Origin of the sequence: Bacteroides sp. MSK.20.82 (genome assembly GCF_019052485.1) — a bacterium.
In the GTDB taxonomy this organism is placed as follows: domain Bacteria; phylum Bacteroidota; class Bacteroidia; order Bacteroidales; family Bacteroidaceae; genus Bacteroides; species Bacteroides thetaiotaomicron.
In genome coordinates this window covers 202,578-220,613 of the sequence record NZ_JAHQUN010000004.1, presented here as the reverse complement: position 1 = coordinate 220,613, position 18,036 = coordinate 202,578, and the positions used below count along the sequence as shown (strand labels likewise).

At 34.8% G+C, this 18,036-nt stretch carries 17 protein-coding genes, 1 tRNA gene and 1 pseudogene; 6 read left to right on the top strand and 13 right to left on the bottom strand.

From position 1 onward, the window contains the following. Positions 1–97 precede the first annotated feature (97 nt). Positions 98–1,783 carry a response regulator gene (locus KTR07_RS06760; protein WP_217315300.1) on the bottom strand — a complete coding sequence of 562 codons (1,686 nt, stop codon included), beginning with the start codon at positions 1,781–1,783 and terminating at the stop codon, positions 98–100. Between the two features lie 969 nt (positions 1,784–2,752). Here KTR07_RS06760 and KTR07_RS06755 point away from each other — a divergent pair. Together KTR07_RS06755 and KTR07_RS06750 are read left to right on the top strand one after the other, a co-directional pair. Then, positions 2,753–4,801 (top strand): DUF3352 domain-containing protein, encoded by a 2,049-nt coding sequence (locus tag KTR07_RS06755; protein ID WP_117981353.1) that lies wholly within the window; start codon positions 2,753–2,755, stop codon positions 4,799–4,801. Positions 4,802–5,154: 353 nt separating this feature from the next. Then, a tRNA-Arg gene (locus KTR07_RS06750) sits at positions 5,155–5,228 on the top strand. Positions 5,229–5,672: 444 nt separating this feature from the next. On the opposite strand, the gene KTR07_RS06745 is transcribed toward KTR07_RS06750, so the two are convergent. From KTR07_RS06745 to KTR07_RS06715, 7 genes are all read right to left on the bottom strand, one after another. Further along, entirely contained in the window at positions 5,673–5,963 is a 291-nt protein-coding gene (locus tag KTR07_RS06745; protein ID WP_217315292.1) for a DUF3853 family protein, read from the bottom strand. Between the two features lie 169 nt (positions 5,964–6,132). Then, a complete protein-coding gene (locus KTR07_RS06740; protein WP_217315290.1) occupies positions 6,133–6,420 on the bottom strand; it encodes a hypothetical protein in 288 nt (95 codons plus the stop codon). Between the two features lie 12 nt (positions 6,421–6,432). Further along, positions 6,433–7,044, bottom strand: coding sequence for a dCTP deaminase (gene dcd / locus KTR07_RS06735; protein ID WP_217315289.1), 612 nt, complete (start codon positions 7,042–7,044; stop codon positions 6,433–6,435). Positions 7,045–7,048: 4 nt separating this feature from the next. After that, positions 7,049–8,197 carry a hypothetical protein gene (locus tag KTR07_RS06730; RefSeq protein ID WP_217315287.1) on the bottom strand — a complete coding sequence of 383 codons (1,149 nt, stop codon included), beginning with the start codon at positions 8,195–8,197 and terminating at the stop codon, positions 7,049–7,051. Further along, positions 8,197–8,484 carry a hypothetical protein gene (locus KTR07_RS06725; RefSeq protein ID WP_217315285.1) on the bottom strand — a complete coding sequence of 96 codons (288 nt, stop codon included), beginning with the start codon at positions 8,482–8,484 and terminating at the stop codon, positions 8,197–8,199. Before KTR07_RS06725 ends, KTR07_RS06730 begins: the two co-directional genes overlap by 1 nt. Before the next feature lie 750 nt (positions 8,485–9,234). Then, positions 9,235–9,429: a 2-C-methyl-D-erythritol 4-phosphate cytidylyltransferase gene (locus KTR07_RS06720; RefSeq protein ID WP_217315283.1), complete on the bottom strand. Its 195-nt coding sequence runs from the start codon at positions 9,427–9,429 to the stop codon at positions 9,235–9,237. Between the two features lie 115 nt (positions 9,430–9,544). Beyond that, positions 9,545–9,937: a hypothetical protein gene (locus tag KTR07_RS06715; protein ID WP_217315281.1), complete on the bottom strand. Its 393-nt coding sequence runs from the start codon at positions 9,935–9,937 to the stop codon at positions 9,545–9,547. A gap of 178 nt (positions 9,938–10,115) precedes the next feature. Here KTR07_RS06715 and KTR07_RS06710 point away from each other — a divergent pair, with 178 nt between their 5' ends. The 4 genes and pseudogenes from KTR07_RS06710 to KTR07_RS06695 form a co-directional block, all read left to right on the top strand. Beyond that, entirely contained in the window at positions 10,116–10,412 is a 297-nt protein-coding gene (locus KTR07_RS06710; protein ID WP_217315279.1) for a helix-turn-helix transcriptional regulator, read from the top strand. 316 nt (positions 10,413–10,728) lie between these two features. Next, positions 10,729–11,670, top strand: coding sequence for a hypothetical protein (locus KTR07_RS06705; protein ID WP_217315277.1), 942 nt, complete (start codon positions 10,729–10,731; stop codon positions 11,668–11,670). Between the two features lie 2 nt (positions 11,671–11,672). Beyond that, positions 11,673–12,224, top strand: a complete 552-nt coding sequence (fic, locus tag KTR07_RS06700; protein WP_217315276.1) for a protein adenylyltransferase Fic — start codon at positions 11,673–11,675, stop codon at positions 12,222–12,224. Positions 12,225–12,261: 37 nt separating this feature from the next. Further along, a pseudogene (locus KTR07_RS06695) lies at positions 12,262–12,360 on the top strand (ORF6N domain-containing protein); the annotation flags it as partial. Between the two features lie 281 nt (positions 12,361–12,641). On the opposite strand, the gene KTR07_RS06690 reads toward KTR07_RS06695, so the two are convergent. Genes KTR07_RS06690 through KTR07_RS06670 form a run of 5 tightly spaced genes read right to left on the bottom strand, consistent with a single transcriptional unit; the run spans position 12,642 to position 17,985 of the window. Further along, on the bottom strand, positions 12,642–12,875 hold the full coding sequence (locus tag KTR07_RS06690) for a hypothetical protein (protein WP_217315275.1): 234 nt from the start codon (positions 12,873–12,875) through the stop codon (positions 12,642–12,644). 33 nt (positions 12,876–12,908) lie between these two features. Continuing rightward, the gene (locus tag KTR07_RS06685; RefSeq protein ID WP_217315274.1) at positions 12,909–15,623 is read right to left on the bottom strand and encodes a hypothetical protein; all 2,715 of its coding nucleotides are present in this window, start codon (positions 15,621–15,623) and stop codon (positions 12,909–12,911) included. Next, a complete protein-coding gene (locus KTR07_RS06680; RefSeq protein WP_217315273.1) occupies positions 15,620–15,961 on the bottom strand; it encodes a hypothetical protein in 342 nt (113 codons plus the stop codon). The genes KTR07_RS06685 and KTR07_RS06680 overlap by 4 nt, the downstream gene beginning before the upstream one ends. A 25-nt stretch (positions 15,962–15,986) precedes the next feature. Continuing rightward, positions 15,987–16,148, bottom strand: coding sequence for a hypothetical protein (locus tag KTR07_RS06675; protein ID WP_217315272.1), 162 nt, complete (start codon positions 16,146–16,148; stop codon positions 15,987–15,989). Between the two features lies 1 nt (position 16,149). Beyond that, entirely contained in the window at positions 16,150–17,985 is a 1,836-nt protein-coding gene (locus tag KTR07_RS06670) for a hypothetical protein (protein ID WP_217315271.1), read from the bottom strand. Positions 17,986–18,036: the final 51 nt, after the last annotated feature.

Here is an 18,036-nt window from a genome sequence, read left to right as displayed (position 1 = left end):
CCTGAGCCCGATAAAAAGAAGTTTGGTTGATTGCGTCAACAATTCTTCTATCGGTCTCAGGTTGTTTTATTTAAAACTGCTTTTCAATATAAATACTTCAAACGTTTTTAATAGTATCAACTGGTGTCTTTCCGAAATACTTCTTATATTTTTCGCGGAAGTTATCCATATCTTTCATTCCGATTTTCTCTGGGACTTCGTTTACGCGATATTTTCCACTCTTTAACATTTCATGCGCTTTTTCCATTCGGATTTTGAGAATGAATTTGTTAAGTGCTTCGCCTGTTAATTGCGTCCACTTGTTGTAAAGACTTGTCCGGCTAATTCCAAGCTCTTTGGCAATGGAGTCTATGGTTAGTTTTTCATTATTCAGATTTTCCAGAATGATTTTAGTAACTTTACTTATCAAAGGGTGTTTACCATCCTGCAATATTTCTGACGCTTTTGTCTCCAAAAACTCTTCTCCAAATAATCGTTGTAAGAATGATTTTCGAAGAAAACGAGTGTTTTTGATAAGGATTGACATTTCAAGCTTTAAATCTGTTACACTAAAGGGCTGTTGCAAGAATGTATCGGCTAAAGAAGTCTTTCTTCTATTGTGCTGGTTAATATCTATATGCGAACTATAAAGTATGATAGGTATGATTGATGTTTCGCAAGATGTTTTCAATCTTGATGAGAGTTCGACACCATCCATGTTTTGAAGTTCTGTATCACAAATCACTAAATCAGGATATTCATTTTTTATGTAAGCCATCGCTTCGATGCCATCTCTAAAACTTTTAATAGTAAACTCTTCCGTTAAACAACTTGTCAGATAGGATCGGAAATCATCATTACTGTCGGCAAGTACGACTGTCGGCTTGTGAGAACTTCTTTTACAGGGAGCCTTTGAAAGCAAACGATCTATCTTTTCAATCTCAGTATGATTGGTGATACTCAATGCCGAATGATTTAATTGGTTTTTACAAGAGCATTTTACTGGAAACTTTAATGTGACAGTATGATATGTACTGTTTACTATGATTTTTCCATTACACAAATTCGTTAGTTTCTTATATAATATGCTTTTTGCAAAATCGCATTCAAATTCTGTTGTCTGTCTCATCAACCGATGTTTATTTTGATTATAAAGCTTTGTCAGTTTACCATCTCCTGAATCGGGTACACTTATTTCCCAATGTTCCTGACTGATAGAAATCAGTAATGTAATGTTTGTTTTTGGTTTGGAACAGTCGATTGCATTAGTTATGAATTTATCGATAATTGGTGAGACTTTGCTTTTGTCAAACCATACACTGGCATAGGTGAAGTTTGTATTGATGATTAGTTTTATGTGTTTATTCGTTGCATAGCCTTGTAGGGATTGAATTCTGCTTCTTACATAGCTTCCTAATTCATGTTCGGTAATGTCCATGGCTTCGGGATGATTATGCAAATATTTCAATCCGGACAATCTGTCCAGATTCTCATTTAAGCATTCTATATTCCGAATAGCTAGTAATAAATCATTCTTCATATTCTCGGGACAGGTGTCACTACAGATCGTTCGTAAAGGAACATGGACTAAGGTAATTGGATTTCGAATACTTTGGAAAGAATCTATAAAATACTGGTTCTCTTCTTTGAGGAAATTTCTTTCTTTTTGTATGGAAAGATAATGAAATAAATGCCAGTAGAGATAGAAACTTATTACAATCAACAATAAAACTAAGTATGATTGATTCTCAAATATTGTTACTATTAAGAAAGATGCAGCAATAGATATTGTCTTTAAATACATCATGTTGTTATATTTTAAATGACGTCACTCCTAAAGAGTTTGCTTTTTCTTTCTAATTCAAAAGACATAGTAGATTATATGCCAACTATGATTTCATAATTGTGCACATCTATAAACTCAAATAATATGATCTCAAATTTGTTTGTTTTTTGGGAGGTCAATATTGATCATGAGTTATGTTTATTGAAAATTCAATTTCTAAATGTCTTGAACTATCAATAAAAAAGCAAAGTCCCCCAAGTAACAATAATTATTTTCATTTATTTGTATTAGGCATAATAAACTAGCCTCAGGTGAATAATCAGGGGAGGAGGCGATCTTATATTATGTATGCTATCGGACCATGATGTCTCAATAGCTGTTTGTTTGTGCTCAATCATGAATTAATATCAAATAAAATACATTTGTTCCCTTCTGATAAAGCAGGAAATTGTATTTACGAAGTAAATGTAACTTGTAATAACATGAAAACAATCATTTTGTTTGCTTTATTTGGTAGATTGTTGTAAAATTATTTATTTTGTTTATTAATTAACTGAAAGTTGTATAATTGCCTTAGGTTAACACAAAGTATATTGTAAATGAAATTTTGGAATTTATAGATGTAAGATAGAATGATGAATTTGTGTTTTAAAATAAAAATATAAATATGTGATATAATAATGTACTTATATGTATTAAAAGGTGATGAATATACACTAATAGTATGCAAGTTGGTTATTTTAGTTTTCTACTTTTTTTTCTTGTCCCTTTTTTGTTTTAAGCAGATGTCTTTGTTTAAAAAACTTTATTCCAATTCATCTGCGCACGATTTTATCTTATCCTTTCATTCCCTAAGAAGATGGAGTAGTTGTGATCTGTGGCGGATATAGGTGGATGAGAAGATTTAAAGTATAAACCGACCTATGAATTTCATCTTCCATCTTTTTTTTAGTAATTTTGCCCAATCAACTCAATAACAAATAAATAATGGATGAATTAAACAATGGGGAACAAGGGCAATATGTCGAACCCGGGAAAAATGAGAAGAAAAATAATACACGAAAAATTGTAAAAAGAACTTTGATTACGGCAGGACTAGCTTTGGCTGTATACATGGTATACTCCATCGTTTATCTGTTTATTTCGCCCGACCGTAATATTCAGCAGATCTATCTGGTGCCAGAGGATGCAGCGTTTATCATTCAGTCATCTGCTCCGATAGAAGACTGGGAAAAGTTTAGTGGAAGCGAAACCTGGCAATGTCTGAGAAAAGCGAAATCATTTGAAGAAGTTGCGAAGAGCGTGGAAAAGCTTGACTCGGTTGTCAAAAGCAATAAAGTACTGTTATCACTGGTCGGTCAGCGGGATCTGCTTATCTCACTTCATAAGACCCGCGCTACCGATTGGGATTTTCTGCTTATAGTAGATATGCAGAAAGCTTCTAAAATGGATTTATTGAAGGATCAGGTCGAAACAGTGCTGGCAATGTCCGGCTTTACCGTCACTAATCGAATGCATAATGGAATTAACATTCTTGAAATGCGTGATCCGGATACCCGTGATGTCTTTTATACTGCTTTTGTGGATAATCACCTGGTAGGCTCTTATACTTCCGGCCTTGTTGAATCTGCCATCAACTCCCGTAATAAGCCTAAGATCGGACTTGACCAGTCTTTTATTGAAACGGAAAAATTAGTTTCCGGTAAAGGGCTTGTCAGGGTATTTATCAACTATGCCCGTATTCCTCAGTTTATGTCCATTTATCTGGGAGCGAGAAATGAATATGTCGATCTGTTCAGTAATTCTATGAATTTTGCGGGCCTTTACCTGAATATGGATAAGGACCGGATGGAAGTGAAAGGTTATACGTTGAAGAAAGATTCGGTGGATCCTTATATCACTGCCTTGCTGAATTCGGGAAAGCATAAAATGAAAGCTCACGAGATTTTGTCCGGGCGAACGGCTCTTTATACAAATATCGGCTTCGATAGTCCGGTAACTTTCGTGAAGGAACTAGAGAACGCTCTGTCTGTTCATGATAAACTGTTGTATGACTCTTATCAGAGTTCGCGGAAAAAGATAGAAAGCCTGTTTGGTATTTCTCTGGAAGAGAACTTCCTGAGCTGGATGTCCGGAGAGTTTGCCATAACGCAATCCGAACCGGGCTTATTAGGACATGATCCTGAAGTGATTCTGGCTATTCGGGCAAAAAGCATCAAAGACGCCCGTAAGAATATGGAGTTTATTGAAAAGAAGATCAAACGCCGGTCTCCGGTTAAGATAAAGTCTGTTAATTATAAGGACTTTGAAATCAATTATGTTGAAATGAAAGGTTTCTTCCGTCTGTTCTTCGGAAAGCTGTTTGATAAATTTGAGAAGCCATATTATACTTATGTGGATGATTATGTCGTTTTCAGCAATAAACCGGCTTCCTTGCTTTCCTTTGTAGAAGATTACGAACAGAAGAATTTACTGAAGAATAATGCAGGATTTAAGGATGCTTATTCGTATATGAAATCAAGTTCCACAATCTTCTTGTATACAGATATGCACAAGTTCTACTCACAATTGAAACCTATGATGAATCCCGCTACATGGAATGAAATACAATCGAATAAAGATATCTTGTATTCATTTCCTTACTGGACGATGCAGGTAATCGGAGATAACAACCAAGCTTCTCTGCAGTATGTGATGGATTACCGTCCGTACGAGCCGGAAGAGGTGGTGGCCGTTGTCAGCGATGAGGAAGATCAGGATATGGATGAAGAAGCTGTGACCGAAAAGGAGCAGATGAGTGAGTTAAAGCGTTTCTATATTGAGAAGTTTGAAGGAAATGTTCTGCGTGAGTTCTATCCGGAAGGAGCATTGAAAAGCGAAGCGGAAGTGAAAGGGGGAAAACGTCACGGACGTTACCGTGAATATCACGAAAATGGAAAGCTCAAGCTTCGTGGGAAATATTCAAATAATCAGCCTAAAGGCACATGGAAGTATTACACCGAAGAAGGTGAATTTGAACGGAAGGAGAAGTTTTAAATGAACTTCTCCTGATTGGATATATATCTTATTTAATATTTTCTTCTGTGCTGGGACAAGAAGTTATCTATAAAGCGGACGATATAAACGACAGCAACTCCGGCTATGACCAATACGATAATACGACTCAACATAGTTTTTGATTTTATATTTGACAGGCACAAAGATAAATAAGATATATGATATATGGGATATCGGGATAAGAAAAAATAATTCAACCCTAGAACAGGGTTCTGAATAGTACTTTTATAAATTGCTGATTTCTAGCTATAAAGAAAAATATGAATAAAAAAGTGTCGAAAAGTTTTTGAGTTCTCGCAAAAAGCACTACCTTTGCATCCGCAAATAAGGATGGTTCCGTAGCTCAGCTGGATAGAGCAACGCCCTTCTAAGGCGTGGGTCAAGCGTTCGAATCGCTTCGGAATCACAAAGCAAAACCGCAAAAGTTTTATAATCAACTATTTGCGGTTTTTATTTTATATCGTTTGCACAACATTTGCACAACTCAAATATTTATCATCCCTATACATCTGTTATTATACGTGTGTAATGACCGTGAAAAAATCTTCATGCTTATTTTATTTCCCTTTTTTATAGCATCGGAAAAATCGGAATTTTGAGAATTTATTTCATATGTGCGTAATGACTACGGAAAAATCTTTGTAGTGTGTTGTAGTTCCAAATAACGGTTATTTGGAGTTATAGATCATGAGGATTATCAAAACATATATTCCCCTTGCCGTAATCTTGCCATTTTTTCTTAAATTTACCCTTTGGATACTTTGCTGGTAAGCCCCCGATAAAGTACCCGTTGTCTTGTTACTTTCTTTGTTCAATCTTTGCTGATAAATGATTATATTCATTTTGAATGTCAACTATTCTCTGCTTTTTTCAGAAGTGTAAGAACTAAATTGGCATCAACTATTATTTTTCTCCCTGTTTGAATAATAGCTTTGTCAATCTTACCACTCATTTTAATTGATTGAGCTTTACTTAATGAACATTGGAGTAGATCCGCTAGCCCTTTATAGCCATATACATATTGGGGGCTTTCTACTTGTTTAACTTCTAATATAAGACTGACAATCAATATTTTTAAGTCTTCTACTGTTAAATCGATCAATCGGGTGTTGTCTGAAAATTTTCTTTCTATTCCAATCATAATATTATTTTTTAGGTTATGAATCAATATTTAGCAATTATTTTTCTTTTACATTGTCTAATTGAAATATGATAAATTTTGCAAAGAAATAAAATAAAGGTTGGTATATTCAAAGAGAGTAAAAATTTGTATAAGATAAATAATACTATCAAATAATCACAGTCTACTACTATTTAGATTTCATAGGTTCATTAATAGGCCTTTCATCTAAAATGCATACCGGGCAAATTCTAAGAGAATCGATTTTTTTATCAAGCGCCTCCATAATATCACTTTCTGTGAGTTTTCTTTTATGAGTGCCATGTGATGTATAAGTACAAAATTGATTACCAAATAGTCTAACTTCAACGGGTGTTGCTAAATGAGTGTGTTTATAATCACCGTTATTACCGAAATACGCAATAATAATTTTGCCATCAATCAATGCTTGGCAGGCATCTTTCTTGTTTAATATCATGAGATAACCTTATTATGTAGTAATATTGTTATTTTTGTCAGAGATTTTTTTAAGAATTTCTAAATCCTTATCGGTGTATAAATTAGATATTTGTGGCCTTACTTGACACAAGTATTTTCGTTTTCTATCGTTGTATTTTTCTGGTTGTGTAATAAAAGCCAATCTTGCTTGAAACATACAAGCACCAACAGTTAGGCGAATAGCGTTTTTACTTGTATTGGTTAACTCTAGTGATATGCATCCACAGTAGCCAGGTTCTAAAGATGAAGAGATATTTATGCCTAATCGTGCATATGAACTTCTCATACCGATTATTGCCATCATATTTTCAGGCAAACGGATATATTCTAGACTGGAAGCTAATACCGTTTGATTAGGATGCAGGATGAATGTATCTCCAAGTTGTCTCCGAGTTTCTTGAAAGAAATTATTAAGGTTTCCGATATGACCATTTTGGAATGAAGCATCAATATAAGGTTCTCTTCCTTGGATTGATACCAAAAAATCGCATCCTAATCTAAAATCAATAGACGTACTATTAATTTGTGATAGTTCTAGTAGTGGTCGTATAACTAATCTACCAATTTTTAGGTATTCTAATATTTTATTTTTTGATAAGTACATTAGACTATATTTTTTTAAAATTCTCCCAATCTCTTATTATTAAATAATTGTTTATTGATTTCTCAATTAAATTATTAATGATTTCATAAGTCTTATCAGGAAGAAGTTCTTCTTGCATTTTATTGCAAATTTTGATTTGTTCTGTATTATTCATCCATATGTCCCATCCCAATTTAAATAGAGAATGTATTTCTGATTCTTTTTGAATTTGAGTTGGAACTAAATTATAAAAATCTTCTTTCTGCAAATCTATATATCTTTTTTGTATTTGCAGTTTACCCATATATATATTTTTCGATTCTTCGATAATAGAATTTAGAACTGTATTGTAATTGTTAGACAAAAAATTATTAATCATTATTTCTCTTAATTCTAAGGAGGGATGTTCGTAATCATGTATGTTTTTTCTGTCTTCTGCAAGGTAGATTAAATAGTTTTCAATATGTTGTCCGACATATTGAGCGGCAAATATATCTGCAAAGTATTCTCTTATATGGAAATATATTTGTTCTATCTCTTTGTTATTCTTCGAATTAAAATCTGTGATAAAAGGAAATGATTGTTTTATTTCCGGTCGGGTAGTTATTTGTGTATGCCATTGATCATATAATCTGCTTACGATTGTTTCTGATATTTTATTTCTTTTATCAACGAAATGTCCCAACTCATGATACAAACATACGTTTGTTAAATAATCCCTATTTAGATATCGAGGCATTCTGATTTCTAATAATCTATATTGAAAGTCAATTCCAAACTTGTTTTTAATTGTATCATATATTATATTAAGACTATCACCAGAGATTAATATTGCATACGGACCGTCAGTTGTAACAATTATATATTTATCATAGTCTGACAGCCACTCTTTGGAGGCAATATTCAAACATTCTATCATTTCATATGGAATAATATTAACAGTGTTATTGTTGAGCAAATTTACACTTGAAATAAACCATTCCATAATATTCCTAGCCTCGTATTTTTCATCATCTGTCATTGAGGTAAAATCAAACTCTGATATTGCTTTGAATAAATCTTCCAGATTTTGATGAAATATTTGTTTTCTTGTATCAGAGTATTGGTTGTGCCTGGCTTTTGCCCAAGCCAATGACATTTGTGAACGGCTAAGATTGAGAAGTTGAATATTCATTATTGTTCAAAAACTGTTAAAATTTTTTTCAAGGAGGCTGTGTCTAAATGTTCTGAATCTATCTGATCTAATATATTTTCACCGTTTTTTTGTAAATAAACAGAGTAATCAAACATATCTCTATTTATGGTTCGTATATTATTAGAATCTTCTCTTAGCTTTTTAGCATCTGATACGATAATTTTTATATAAGTGTCTCTATACTTATCTCCTTGTGATATCGCAAGCCTTAGCAAAGTTTTAATAGCACTAAAATCAATATTATGTGTGATATAAGCTAAAAGCATATTTATTAAGTTTTGAAGTTAGTATTGGCAAAGATATAGATTCTTTTTTAGTAGAATAAATTATTTATATCATAATGATTATTTTTCATATAGATTTTACCTTTTAAAATACCTATTGGGTCTTAAAAGGCCTAATTTGCAATCTAGACTTTGCAAATAACTTAAATTATAACAATTATGTATATGCAGAAACAATTAAAAACTTCTATTTTGTCTAGGATGGTGAAGTCATTTTTAATACTTGTTTATTTTAATCTCCCGGCAACCGTATTGTTACCGGGGTGGCTTTGTTGATGGCGTCAACTTTCATGTATCATTTATTGATGTGAGTTGTAAACCATTTCATTTAGTACTGTACAATTGTCCTTACTTAGACCCGCATTAAAACTGGTACCAGATTCTACAGTTACCAGCCTGTCAATAACGCAAGTCTGGCAATACATTACGTTAACCGTTACTTTATCGTTGTTTTGTAGAATCTTTAGTAGTCTTTCGATAAACTGCTCTCCTTCTTCTATCCGTTCTTTGCTAGCGGGCTCTATTACCATTTCCATAGTTATATTTTATATTGATTGATTTCTGTTGTTATCGTTAAACACTTCATCCCAAATGCAAAAAGCAAGAAGGATGATACAAATAATTAGTGTAGCGTTCATAATTGATTAAACATCAAAGAACTGTTCTCCCTTTTTCCTGAATATCCTATAGCCAGTGTATAGGCATCCAAATACGATCAACATCTCCATCTCGTTATAATTTAATGGTTGTAACCTGTTGGTATATCGTTGAGGCTCTTATTATCTCTAATGGTGTGCCAGTTACTTCTATTGCTGTGTACTCTTCGTATTCGAATACATTATGCCTTATCCCTTCTGTCCCTAAAGACGTTGTAAAAGCCTCAACATGAATATTGTTATGAAACTTGTAAACCTTTGTTTCTGTCATAGTGTATATTTTATGATGGGGTAGCGTTTTACGATCCCATCCGGTTAATAATTCAGTGAAAGAGAAGCACCTATTTTCACAAACCAGTGCCTCAAATGATATATGCAGTAGAAAATTAGTCACCGCAATACGAACCACACCCGTAGCCCATTGAACGACTAATGCGATTTTGATACTCATTGTAAGAGATACCTTCTTTGCGTGCTGCTATTTCGCCTTTCATACGTTCCGCTTTGGCTTCCGCTTCTCTTCTGATCCGGTCGGCTTCGATTTGTGCACGAAGGAGAACCGAACTAATAGCGGCTTGCTCGTTTTCTTCACGTACCTTTGCTTCACGTGCTTTAGTCTCCGCTTCGATTGCCTGGCGTTCTTCGGCTACTCTAACCTCGAACTTTGCCATGCTCCAAGATTTGCGGAGTGCATTAGAGAATGTCGGGTACTTTGCACGAGCGTTAGTAAATAACTGGTGTGCTCTTCTCATTATCTTGCTTAAATCGTAACGTCTCATATTTTAATAATTATCGTTTAACTTTAATTTTATGATGCAAATATACGGTAAATGATAATTGCAACCAAATAAAAAGAGAATAAAATTATCATTAAACGCAAATTTAGCATACAATATTATCTTGAAATGATATTTTATTCTATATTTGCACTATGATAACAATTAACATTAAATGTATATGAAGCTAAGAATTAAAGAGGTTTGCCAAATGCGCAATACCACACAAAAGGAACTTGCAGAAAAATTGGGTGTTTCAGAGGTAACATTAAGCCGTGCATCAAATGGAAATACATCATTACCATTGCTTGAAAAAATTGCCGATGTGTTAGAGATTGATATAGCGGAACTATTTGCCTCATCTTCCGGTGGTATCATTGGAGTAATCCGCATTAGAGATACTAATTACAATATCAATAGTGTGGCAGACTTATCTAGGTTACTGGATAGAATAGAAAGCGGAGAAATTGTTTTGTAATATTAAAGCAGAATGAAGATAAATCTTTGGAAAGAGAGCGTACATCGTCAATTTTTAATTGATGATGTGTACCTATTTCAACATAGTTATTAATATTTATAGTTATAATAATATAGTTATTTATGTGGATGATATATTGGACGGTTCATTGGAAGATAGATAGGATGAACTTATTTAAGTGGATGATTTTTAACTTTTATTTATTATTGCATTTTTGAATAGATAAAGCTGTTCTTTATCTTTGCGATTATAAAACAGAAAGAGGACCCCACATCATCACGACGGAGAATCCTCTTGTTAATACTGATACAAAAATATGAATAAAAATCCGTTTATCCTAATCCCTTTACCTATATTGAGGGACTTGATTATAGAAAAGAATACTATCAACAGGATGTATTACATCGGAATATTCTATACTTCAAGAAAAATTGAGATTTCTGAATACAACGCTTTCAAAGATTTAGTTTATTGTATTTATAGAACGATAGAAGAACTCCCGGATTCCATACTCCAAGAATATAATAGAATGGATGAATTTCCATATGATGAGGATTATAATGGTTTCGGCAATGAGGAGTTTCTTCCTGAATTAGAGATTGAATATCTGAATGATTATAGTAAAGAGAATCCATCATTTTATGATCTGGTTTTAGAATGGTATAGAGTGCGCCAAACTTTTGCCATGCTGAATCTAAAAACAGATACTGTTAAATATACTCTTGATACAGTGAATAGATGTCGGAAGGTCTACAACTTTGAGGGATGCCCTTTTGTTTTATTGAATGCAACTGTAATGAGCAATATCTATAATGCAAGAGAGAATATGAACTCAGATGAGCGTGCTGTATGGGCTATGTACATGGGGATTTCATCAATAATTGGAGATAAGGACTTTGCACAGACAACATCAGATATGATTAAATGCAGAATGTTTGGTGCTAGGAATAAAGAGGAACTTGAACTGTTACTAAAAAATAGAGCATTGAAGAAAGTCTATGATAAATATACCACCAAACACCAATATAATAAACTCTTAAATATAATTCAAGATCGTAATATGATAACAGAAATTGATTTACATAGAAGGACTTATGTAAGTACCAAATTAAAGGATGTAGACGCTTTAGTTCAAGCTATATCCACAAAGGAAATAGAAACAAAGCGTAAAAAACAACGTGATGAAGCGAAGGCGAAAGCGAAGGCAAAATATTATTCTTTGCTTCAATCAGAGTCAATAACATTAAAAGTTGAATGAGTATGAATACAAATGAAATAGATAAGTTGAGCCTTGTAAAAGCTCATGCTTTGTTTGAGACTGGAGATATAGACCGTATCGAGGTGGGAACAATAAAAGGCCTATGCGATATACATCGTTATCTGTTCGACGGGTTGTATAAGTTTGCCGGACAGGTGCGCACATTGAATATAGCAAAGGGGAATTTTCGTTTTGCTAACTGCATGTATCTTGATGTGATGCTCCCGGTAATAGAAAAGATGCCGGAAACAACATTCGATGAGATCATAGCCAAATATGTTGAGATGAACATTGCTCATCCATTCATGGAAGGAAACGGTCGTACTATGCGTATTTGGCTTGATATGATTCTAAAGAAACGTCTTGGCATGGTGATTGATTGGCAGAACGTGGATAAAGTTCTCTATTTACAAGCAATGGAAAGAAGCCCTATTAATGATTTGGAACTACGGACATTGTTACATCAAGGTTTGACGGATCAAGTAGACGATAGGGAAGTTATATTCAAGGGTATTACGCAATCTTACTATTATGAGGGATACGAACCTGAATAACCAATTAAAAGAAGCTCAAAATAGAATAGTCATGAACCAGCTAGAGTTAATCAATCAGACGTTAGCCGAGCTTCAGGCACAGAAGATGGAGAATAAGCCACGTAATCCAATCGGGTTTATCAAGCCAAAGAAATAGCCTCATCTCCCCATAAAGCCCCTACTTAGCAATACACTTCGTAGGGGTTATCTATTTTTTGATTCCTGCTTTGATAGAGAGAAAATAAGTACCGTTATAGTTATCGTTGTTTTCTCGTAATGCCGGCAGAAAATAGTGACAAGTATAGTGGATCTTATTTTCTCATACACGTGTAATGACCCCAAAAAAATCTTTGTAGCAATTAAAAGCGAAAGCCGGAGAATATCCCTCCAGCTTTTTTACACGTGCGTAATGACTACGGAAAAATCTTCGAAAGCATATCAAATAATGTATTCTTCATTCAAGTGCTTTATAGCCTTTTTTATTGTTGAGGCGGATAATTTATACTTATTTGAAAGAAAAGTCCTGATTTCGGCTTCTTTTCGTCCTTCTGCAAGCATATCTCTATACTCATAGAACATATCAAGATACATTATATCATCTGCGCTCACTCCGTTTCTATTCATTGTAGCAAGTAGAAAGCGGCTTGATGCTAAAACCTCATATACTTTCATTTTTCTTTTTTATAGATTCGAAAAATCCGAATTTTATAAGCTGCCTAAGTTTTCAAGCACTTCAACCCGTTTTCCAACCGTATTTATCTCGGTAACGGAAACCACCGGATTAGGCATCATTTGAACGCCTTTAGCCACCGCCCTAGCAAGCATATCTTCTCCCATAGTTTGATTGCTTGATGCAGTGATGTTTATCGGCACTCCACCACCCATCTGGTTAAATGAGGATAGGATAGGAGCAAACAATTCTGTAGCTCTTGCTGTCATTACCGATTCTCCGTTACTTAATTGCGCCGGGATGCTATCACTCGTTCCGGTTCCCGGACCAGTGACTAGACCACCGGTTGCAAATTTGGCGGACTTGATCGACTTCATAGCGGTGCTCATGACAGCAGTAACAGCAGCGACAACCGTTCCGATAGCTGCAAGCATATCCACCCATGTTGCACTGGATCTAGTAGCTGTCTCAACCGCTTTTGCTATGGCTACCCCTTGCGCTATGGCAACTTCAGCAATCGCTAATAGTTTTGCGGCACGTGCCATTTCTTCATTAGTTTCTCCTGCTAATTCCAATAAAGAAGATATACCACCGATAAGACCACCAATCGCTTCCGCTTTCTGTGTTTCGATTTCTATCTCTTTATTTGCTAGTTCCTTTTCTGCATCAAGATAAGCATTTTTAAGCTCCAGCTTACGAAGATTGAAAGCTTCTATACTTTCCCCTTCCATTTGCTGAATCTTGTCTAATTCCTCCTTTCTCTGCTTTAACCTAATACGATAAACTTCCGCTTCATTATTGTACACTTTTGCAATCTCGGTTTCATAGCGAAGTTTCATTGCATCCTGTTGCTTTTTCAGTAAATCTGCATCATGTTGTTTTACCAAATCATCCATTTGTTTATTATACTTCGCACGTATAGCAAGCTTCATCTGTTCGGTAAGCTCGGTGTTTGACAGGTCTAAATCCCTTTGTGCAATTAGTTGCTGCATCTTTAATTGATATTCCTGTTCGCTTCCGGCTTTTACGGCATCAAGCTGAGTCTCAATTAACTTTTGTCGTCTTTCAATTTCAGCTTTATACTGTTCATTAGATAATTTGGCTAATTCCTTTTGCTGTTGTTGCTCTTTTAACTTTATTGTTTCTCGAATGCTATCTTTTGCTTTCGAAGTAAGATTCTTTTCATCAGTTAGTTTTTTCTTCAAATCTTCTATTTCTCTATCATAGCTAACCTTCAATTGTTCTCTCTGTCTTTCGGCATTATTTTGTATGAGTGCAATGAGGGTGTCTTGGGCTTTTCTATAAGCTTCTACCTCCTTTTTTCGTGCTTCTTTAGCGGCATTGGCACCTTCTTTACGAATAGCATTTAATTTATTTTGCTGTTCAGTTTGACGGGTGTATGAACTTTCTGATAGTTCTTGTAATGAATTGAACTGCTCCCTAAATTCTTTAAGATCGTCAATTGTACTTTCTGATAAACCCAATTTTCCTATTAATTCATCTGCAGTGATGCTCCCTTGTTTAATTTGTTCCATTAATTTACGAACTTCTTCATTCATTTCCTTGTACCCAAGAGTGTTCGCCAATCTTTTCTCTGCAATCTCTGTCTGCAGTTTTAAATCTTCCTGTTCCAACTCATATGCTTTTTGTGCAGCTTTCATTCTCTCGACTGTAGATAAAGTCGTATCATCAGAAACCTTTTTAAGTTTTTCTATTTCTGCACGATTGGCTGCTCTTTTCATAGAAAGCATAATTTCCTGTTTCTCAATTTGGCTTAAAACATCTTGTAATTCCCATGCCAATTTTGTTTCTCTCGCTATTTCATCCCCTATACCAGAGAATGCTTCTTTCGTGTCAGATAATGCCCCAGTAAAATCACCGGTGAACAATTTAACAATTGCTCCACCCAATTTAGCCAGGCGATCAATGATGACATTTACTGCTGCTCCTAAAGCGGCCATTGCTTTAGAGACAATTTCTACTCCTTTTTGTGTCTTAGTGAGATATGCAACCAATGATCCAAGTGCTACAACAATGGCGCCAATACCAGTAGATATGAGTGCTACCTTTAAAATCTTCATTGCTGTAGATAGAAGATTGGTAGAGACAGCAGCAGCCTTTTGGGTTCCAGAAAGTGTTTTGGCAGCAGATGCTCCTTCTAAATATCCATCTTTAATCTTCACAAATTCATTCTTTACATCAGATAAATATCCCTTCAAGCCAGAGAGGGCAGTTACTGAATTGTGAATTTCTTGTATGAAGGGAATATTTGCTTCTGCCGCTTTAGTAATTGCTTCAGTGTAATTTCCTACATTACGATAGAAACGCTGAGTTTCCTCTTCTGCGCCTTTCAATGAATCGGTAATCTCATTTATCCTGTTCTTTAAGTTCTGCCCCTTAGCCGCATTTCTTTCTGCTTCTGAAAGGCTATCGTATTCGGCTGTCAGATTGGATAACTGGGCACGAAGAGAAATCAAACTGCCTTCCTGTTCCTTCTCAATTTTTATATTGTTACGAACCTCTTTGGTCAGCGCTTGAACTACCTCCTTGGCTTCCATCATCTTTTTTTGTGTTTCTACAATTCTAGCATTGTATTCTTCTTGTGATATCTGCTTGTCTTTTAAGGCTTTTTTATATTCAGCCTCTTCTCGCCTTAAATTCTCTATAGCTATACGATATTGAGCAATATTTCGTATTGCATCATCATTTCTTACTGTAATCTTTAGTATCTGTTCATTCTCATTATTCATAATCTTTGTTCTTTTTCGGTTAATACTCCGTTACTTGCAAAAAATAAAGCCATAACAAGGGCTGGGAAAGTTTCGCTATCTCCTTTGATATTCAGATTGTCTAGGAGTAAAAGCATTTTTTTACGTATTTCGGAATCCGGCTCATGTTCGTTTATTAAATTCTCGATCATTGATAATGTTGATATAGTCTCCATCCGGTTATTCTGAATTAATTCTGTAACCCGTTTGCCTTCTGCTACCACTTTCTGAATAGTCGTTTTATACTCTTTGGCCATCTTGTCAAAAGCCAAAGCTAATTTCATGGCTTCTTTGTTGTTTAACAAATCTTTTTCTGTCATAATCATTTTATATTAAATCATTAAATTACAAATCTCCCAGATGCTCCAGAACTTCGTCTGGCATTTCCATATTTATAGCTTCCTCCATAGAAATGGAATGTCCCAAATATTCTTCTAAAAGCATTTTTCTAGTTTGATTGATTTGTTCGGTAATGTTCCGAACCTTTTCTACTGCATTCTCTGCCATATCACCATACTTTTAATAGTTTACATTCACATATGTCATTCTCTTTTGTTTTAATCTCAATAATAGCTAAATAACAGCCATATTGAGCTAAATAAACCGGTATATCCATCTCTAGGTCTCGCAACTCGATACTGTTGAGACGGATATACTCGGTCACTACCTTTGCATCATTGATTAGTCCTTTGTACGTCTGATAGTTATTTGCAATTAAGGTAGTCCATTCCAATCCTTTGAATATTCCTTTCGTACCGTCAAGTAACAGTATTCGGGAATTAGCCTTATTATATTCTAACTCTCCATCATCATTGTATGAATATAGGGGAATATAAGCAACTCCTCCTTTTGTGTCACAAGCGGAGAAGGGTAGGGTAATGGCATCACGTTCATAATCTATCGTGGCGTCATTGACCTGTATATTTCCATCGTAGTTTCCATTGACGGAATCGTCTTCTTTGTATCGGAATCTGTTATTTTGAGCAATATTGTTAAGAGTATATTCTAGGCTGCGTGGAGTTACGCTCTTGTAGGCCATAATCACACGATCCGTCCAGTCTACTGCCTTTGGCATATTATTTCTCAGGTTATCAAAAGGTATAAACTTGATTCCGTTTGCACCATCTGGTAAAGCAAACAGGCCGACCATTGAAGCAATAGCTTTGATAAAGTCTATTTGTTTGATGTCCGGAAGGTTGGGAACAACTGGATATTTTTCCCCGAATAATACTTCACCTCTATTTGAAATGGTTAGTGATAAATTGATATTTGCATAATCTCCTGCGACTAATATTTCAGGCTTGGAAGAAGGAAGAAAGCTTAAACATAGTATTTGCCCTTCATTTATCTCAAATTTATCAAGATTAACTTCGTATGTCAAATTTGTTTTTCCATTCACGATAGATATGCTTTTGGGCTGAAATGCTGCAATAATCTTATGCTCTTCATCTTCGAGGCGGACGCAAAGTAATGCCTTCTCTCTGTCATTCCCCGGAGTATCTGTAGATATAATTACAGTTCCTTTTAAAGTCACTTCCATGTCGTAGCTGACTTTATACCCTATTCCCGTAATATTTGTGCCTGTTATATTTGCAGACTCTCCATATTTACTTAATGTTGAATCTATATTCAATACAAGGTTCAGTCCTCTTTCACCGTTATAGCTATTGTCGTAATTGATAACATCCCCGGTGAACTTTATAGGATACTTGTCATATAATTCCTGAGAATCATTTCTCGTAAGGAGAGGAACGATCATTTTGTCTATGAAGGAAAGCTTATCGGCCGGGAAAGAAAATGTAACTCCACTTTCTTCTTGAATCTTATCTAATATCCACCTAACTGTAATTACCGGATGATACCAAACATTTGGATCACCGGAATTAAACCCATAGTCAATAAGAGGGAATTGTGCGGAATTGCTTCCTTTATTGTTCCACACTACCCAGTCTATACCCTCTACTGTTCCATGAGGAATATCAGTTAGTTTTTTATCGTCATTTACTATGCTGGCAAAGTTGGTAACATTTCCCCAGCTAAGAGCTATCTCTATTGATTCGCCTGTCTTAAGTAATACTACATTCGCATCTTTTATAATTTCAATGCCATTCCTTAATACCGATCCTTTATGTTTTAAATATGGATATCGGCTTGTTGAACTGGGAATGTGTGAGCATTCAATTAAAGCAAGATTCTTTGCTGTTTTCGGTAACTTGATTGTATAACTACTATTACTTACTATCTTGCTTATGTCCATAAGAAGATTGCTTTTATAGCTTAAGGTAATATCTGTTTTACCTAGGTCAGCTTTTACGCTATTTATGTATAATTCATCTTTTGTCATAAATAAATTCTGTTTATGCGGGTAGATCATCCGAGGCAGACCTACCCGGTA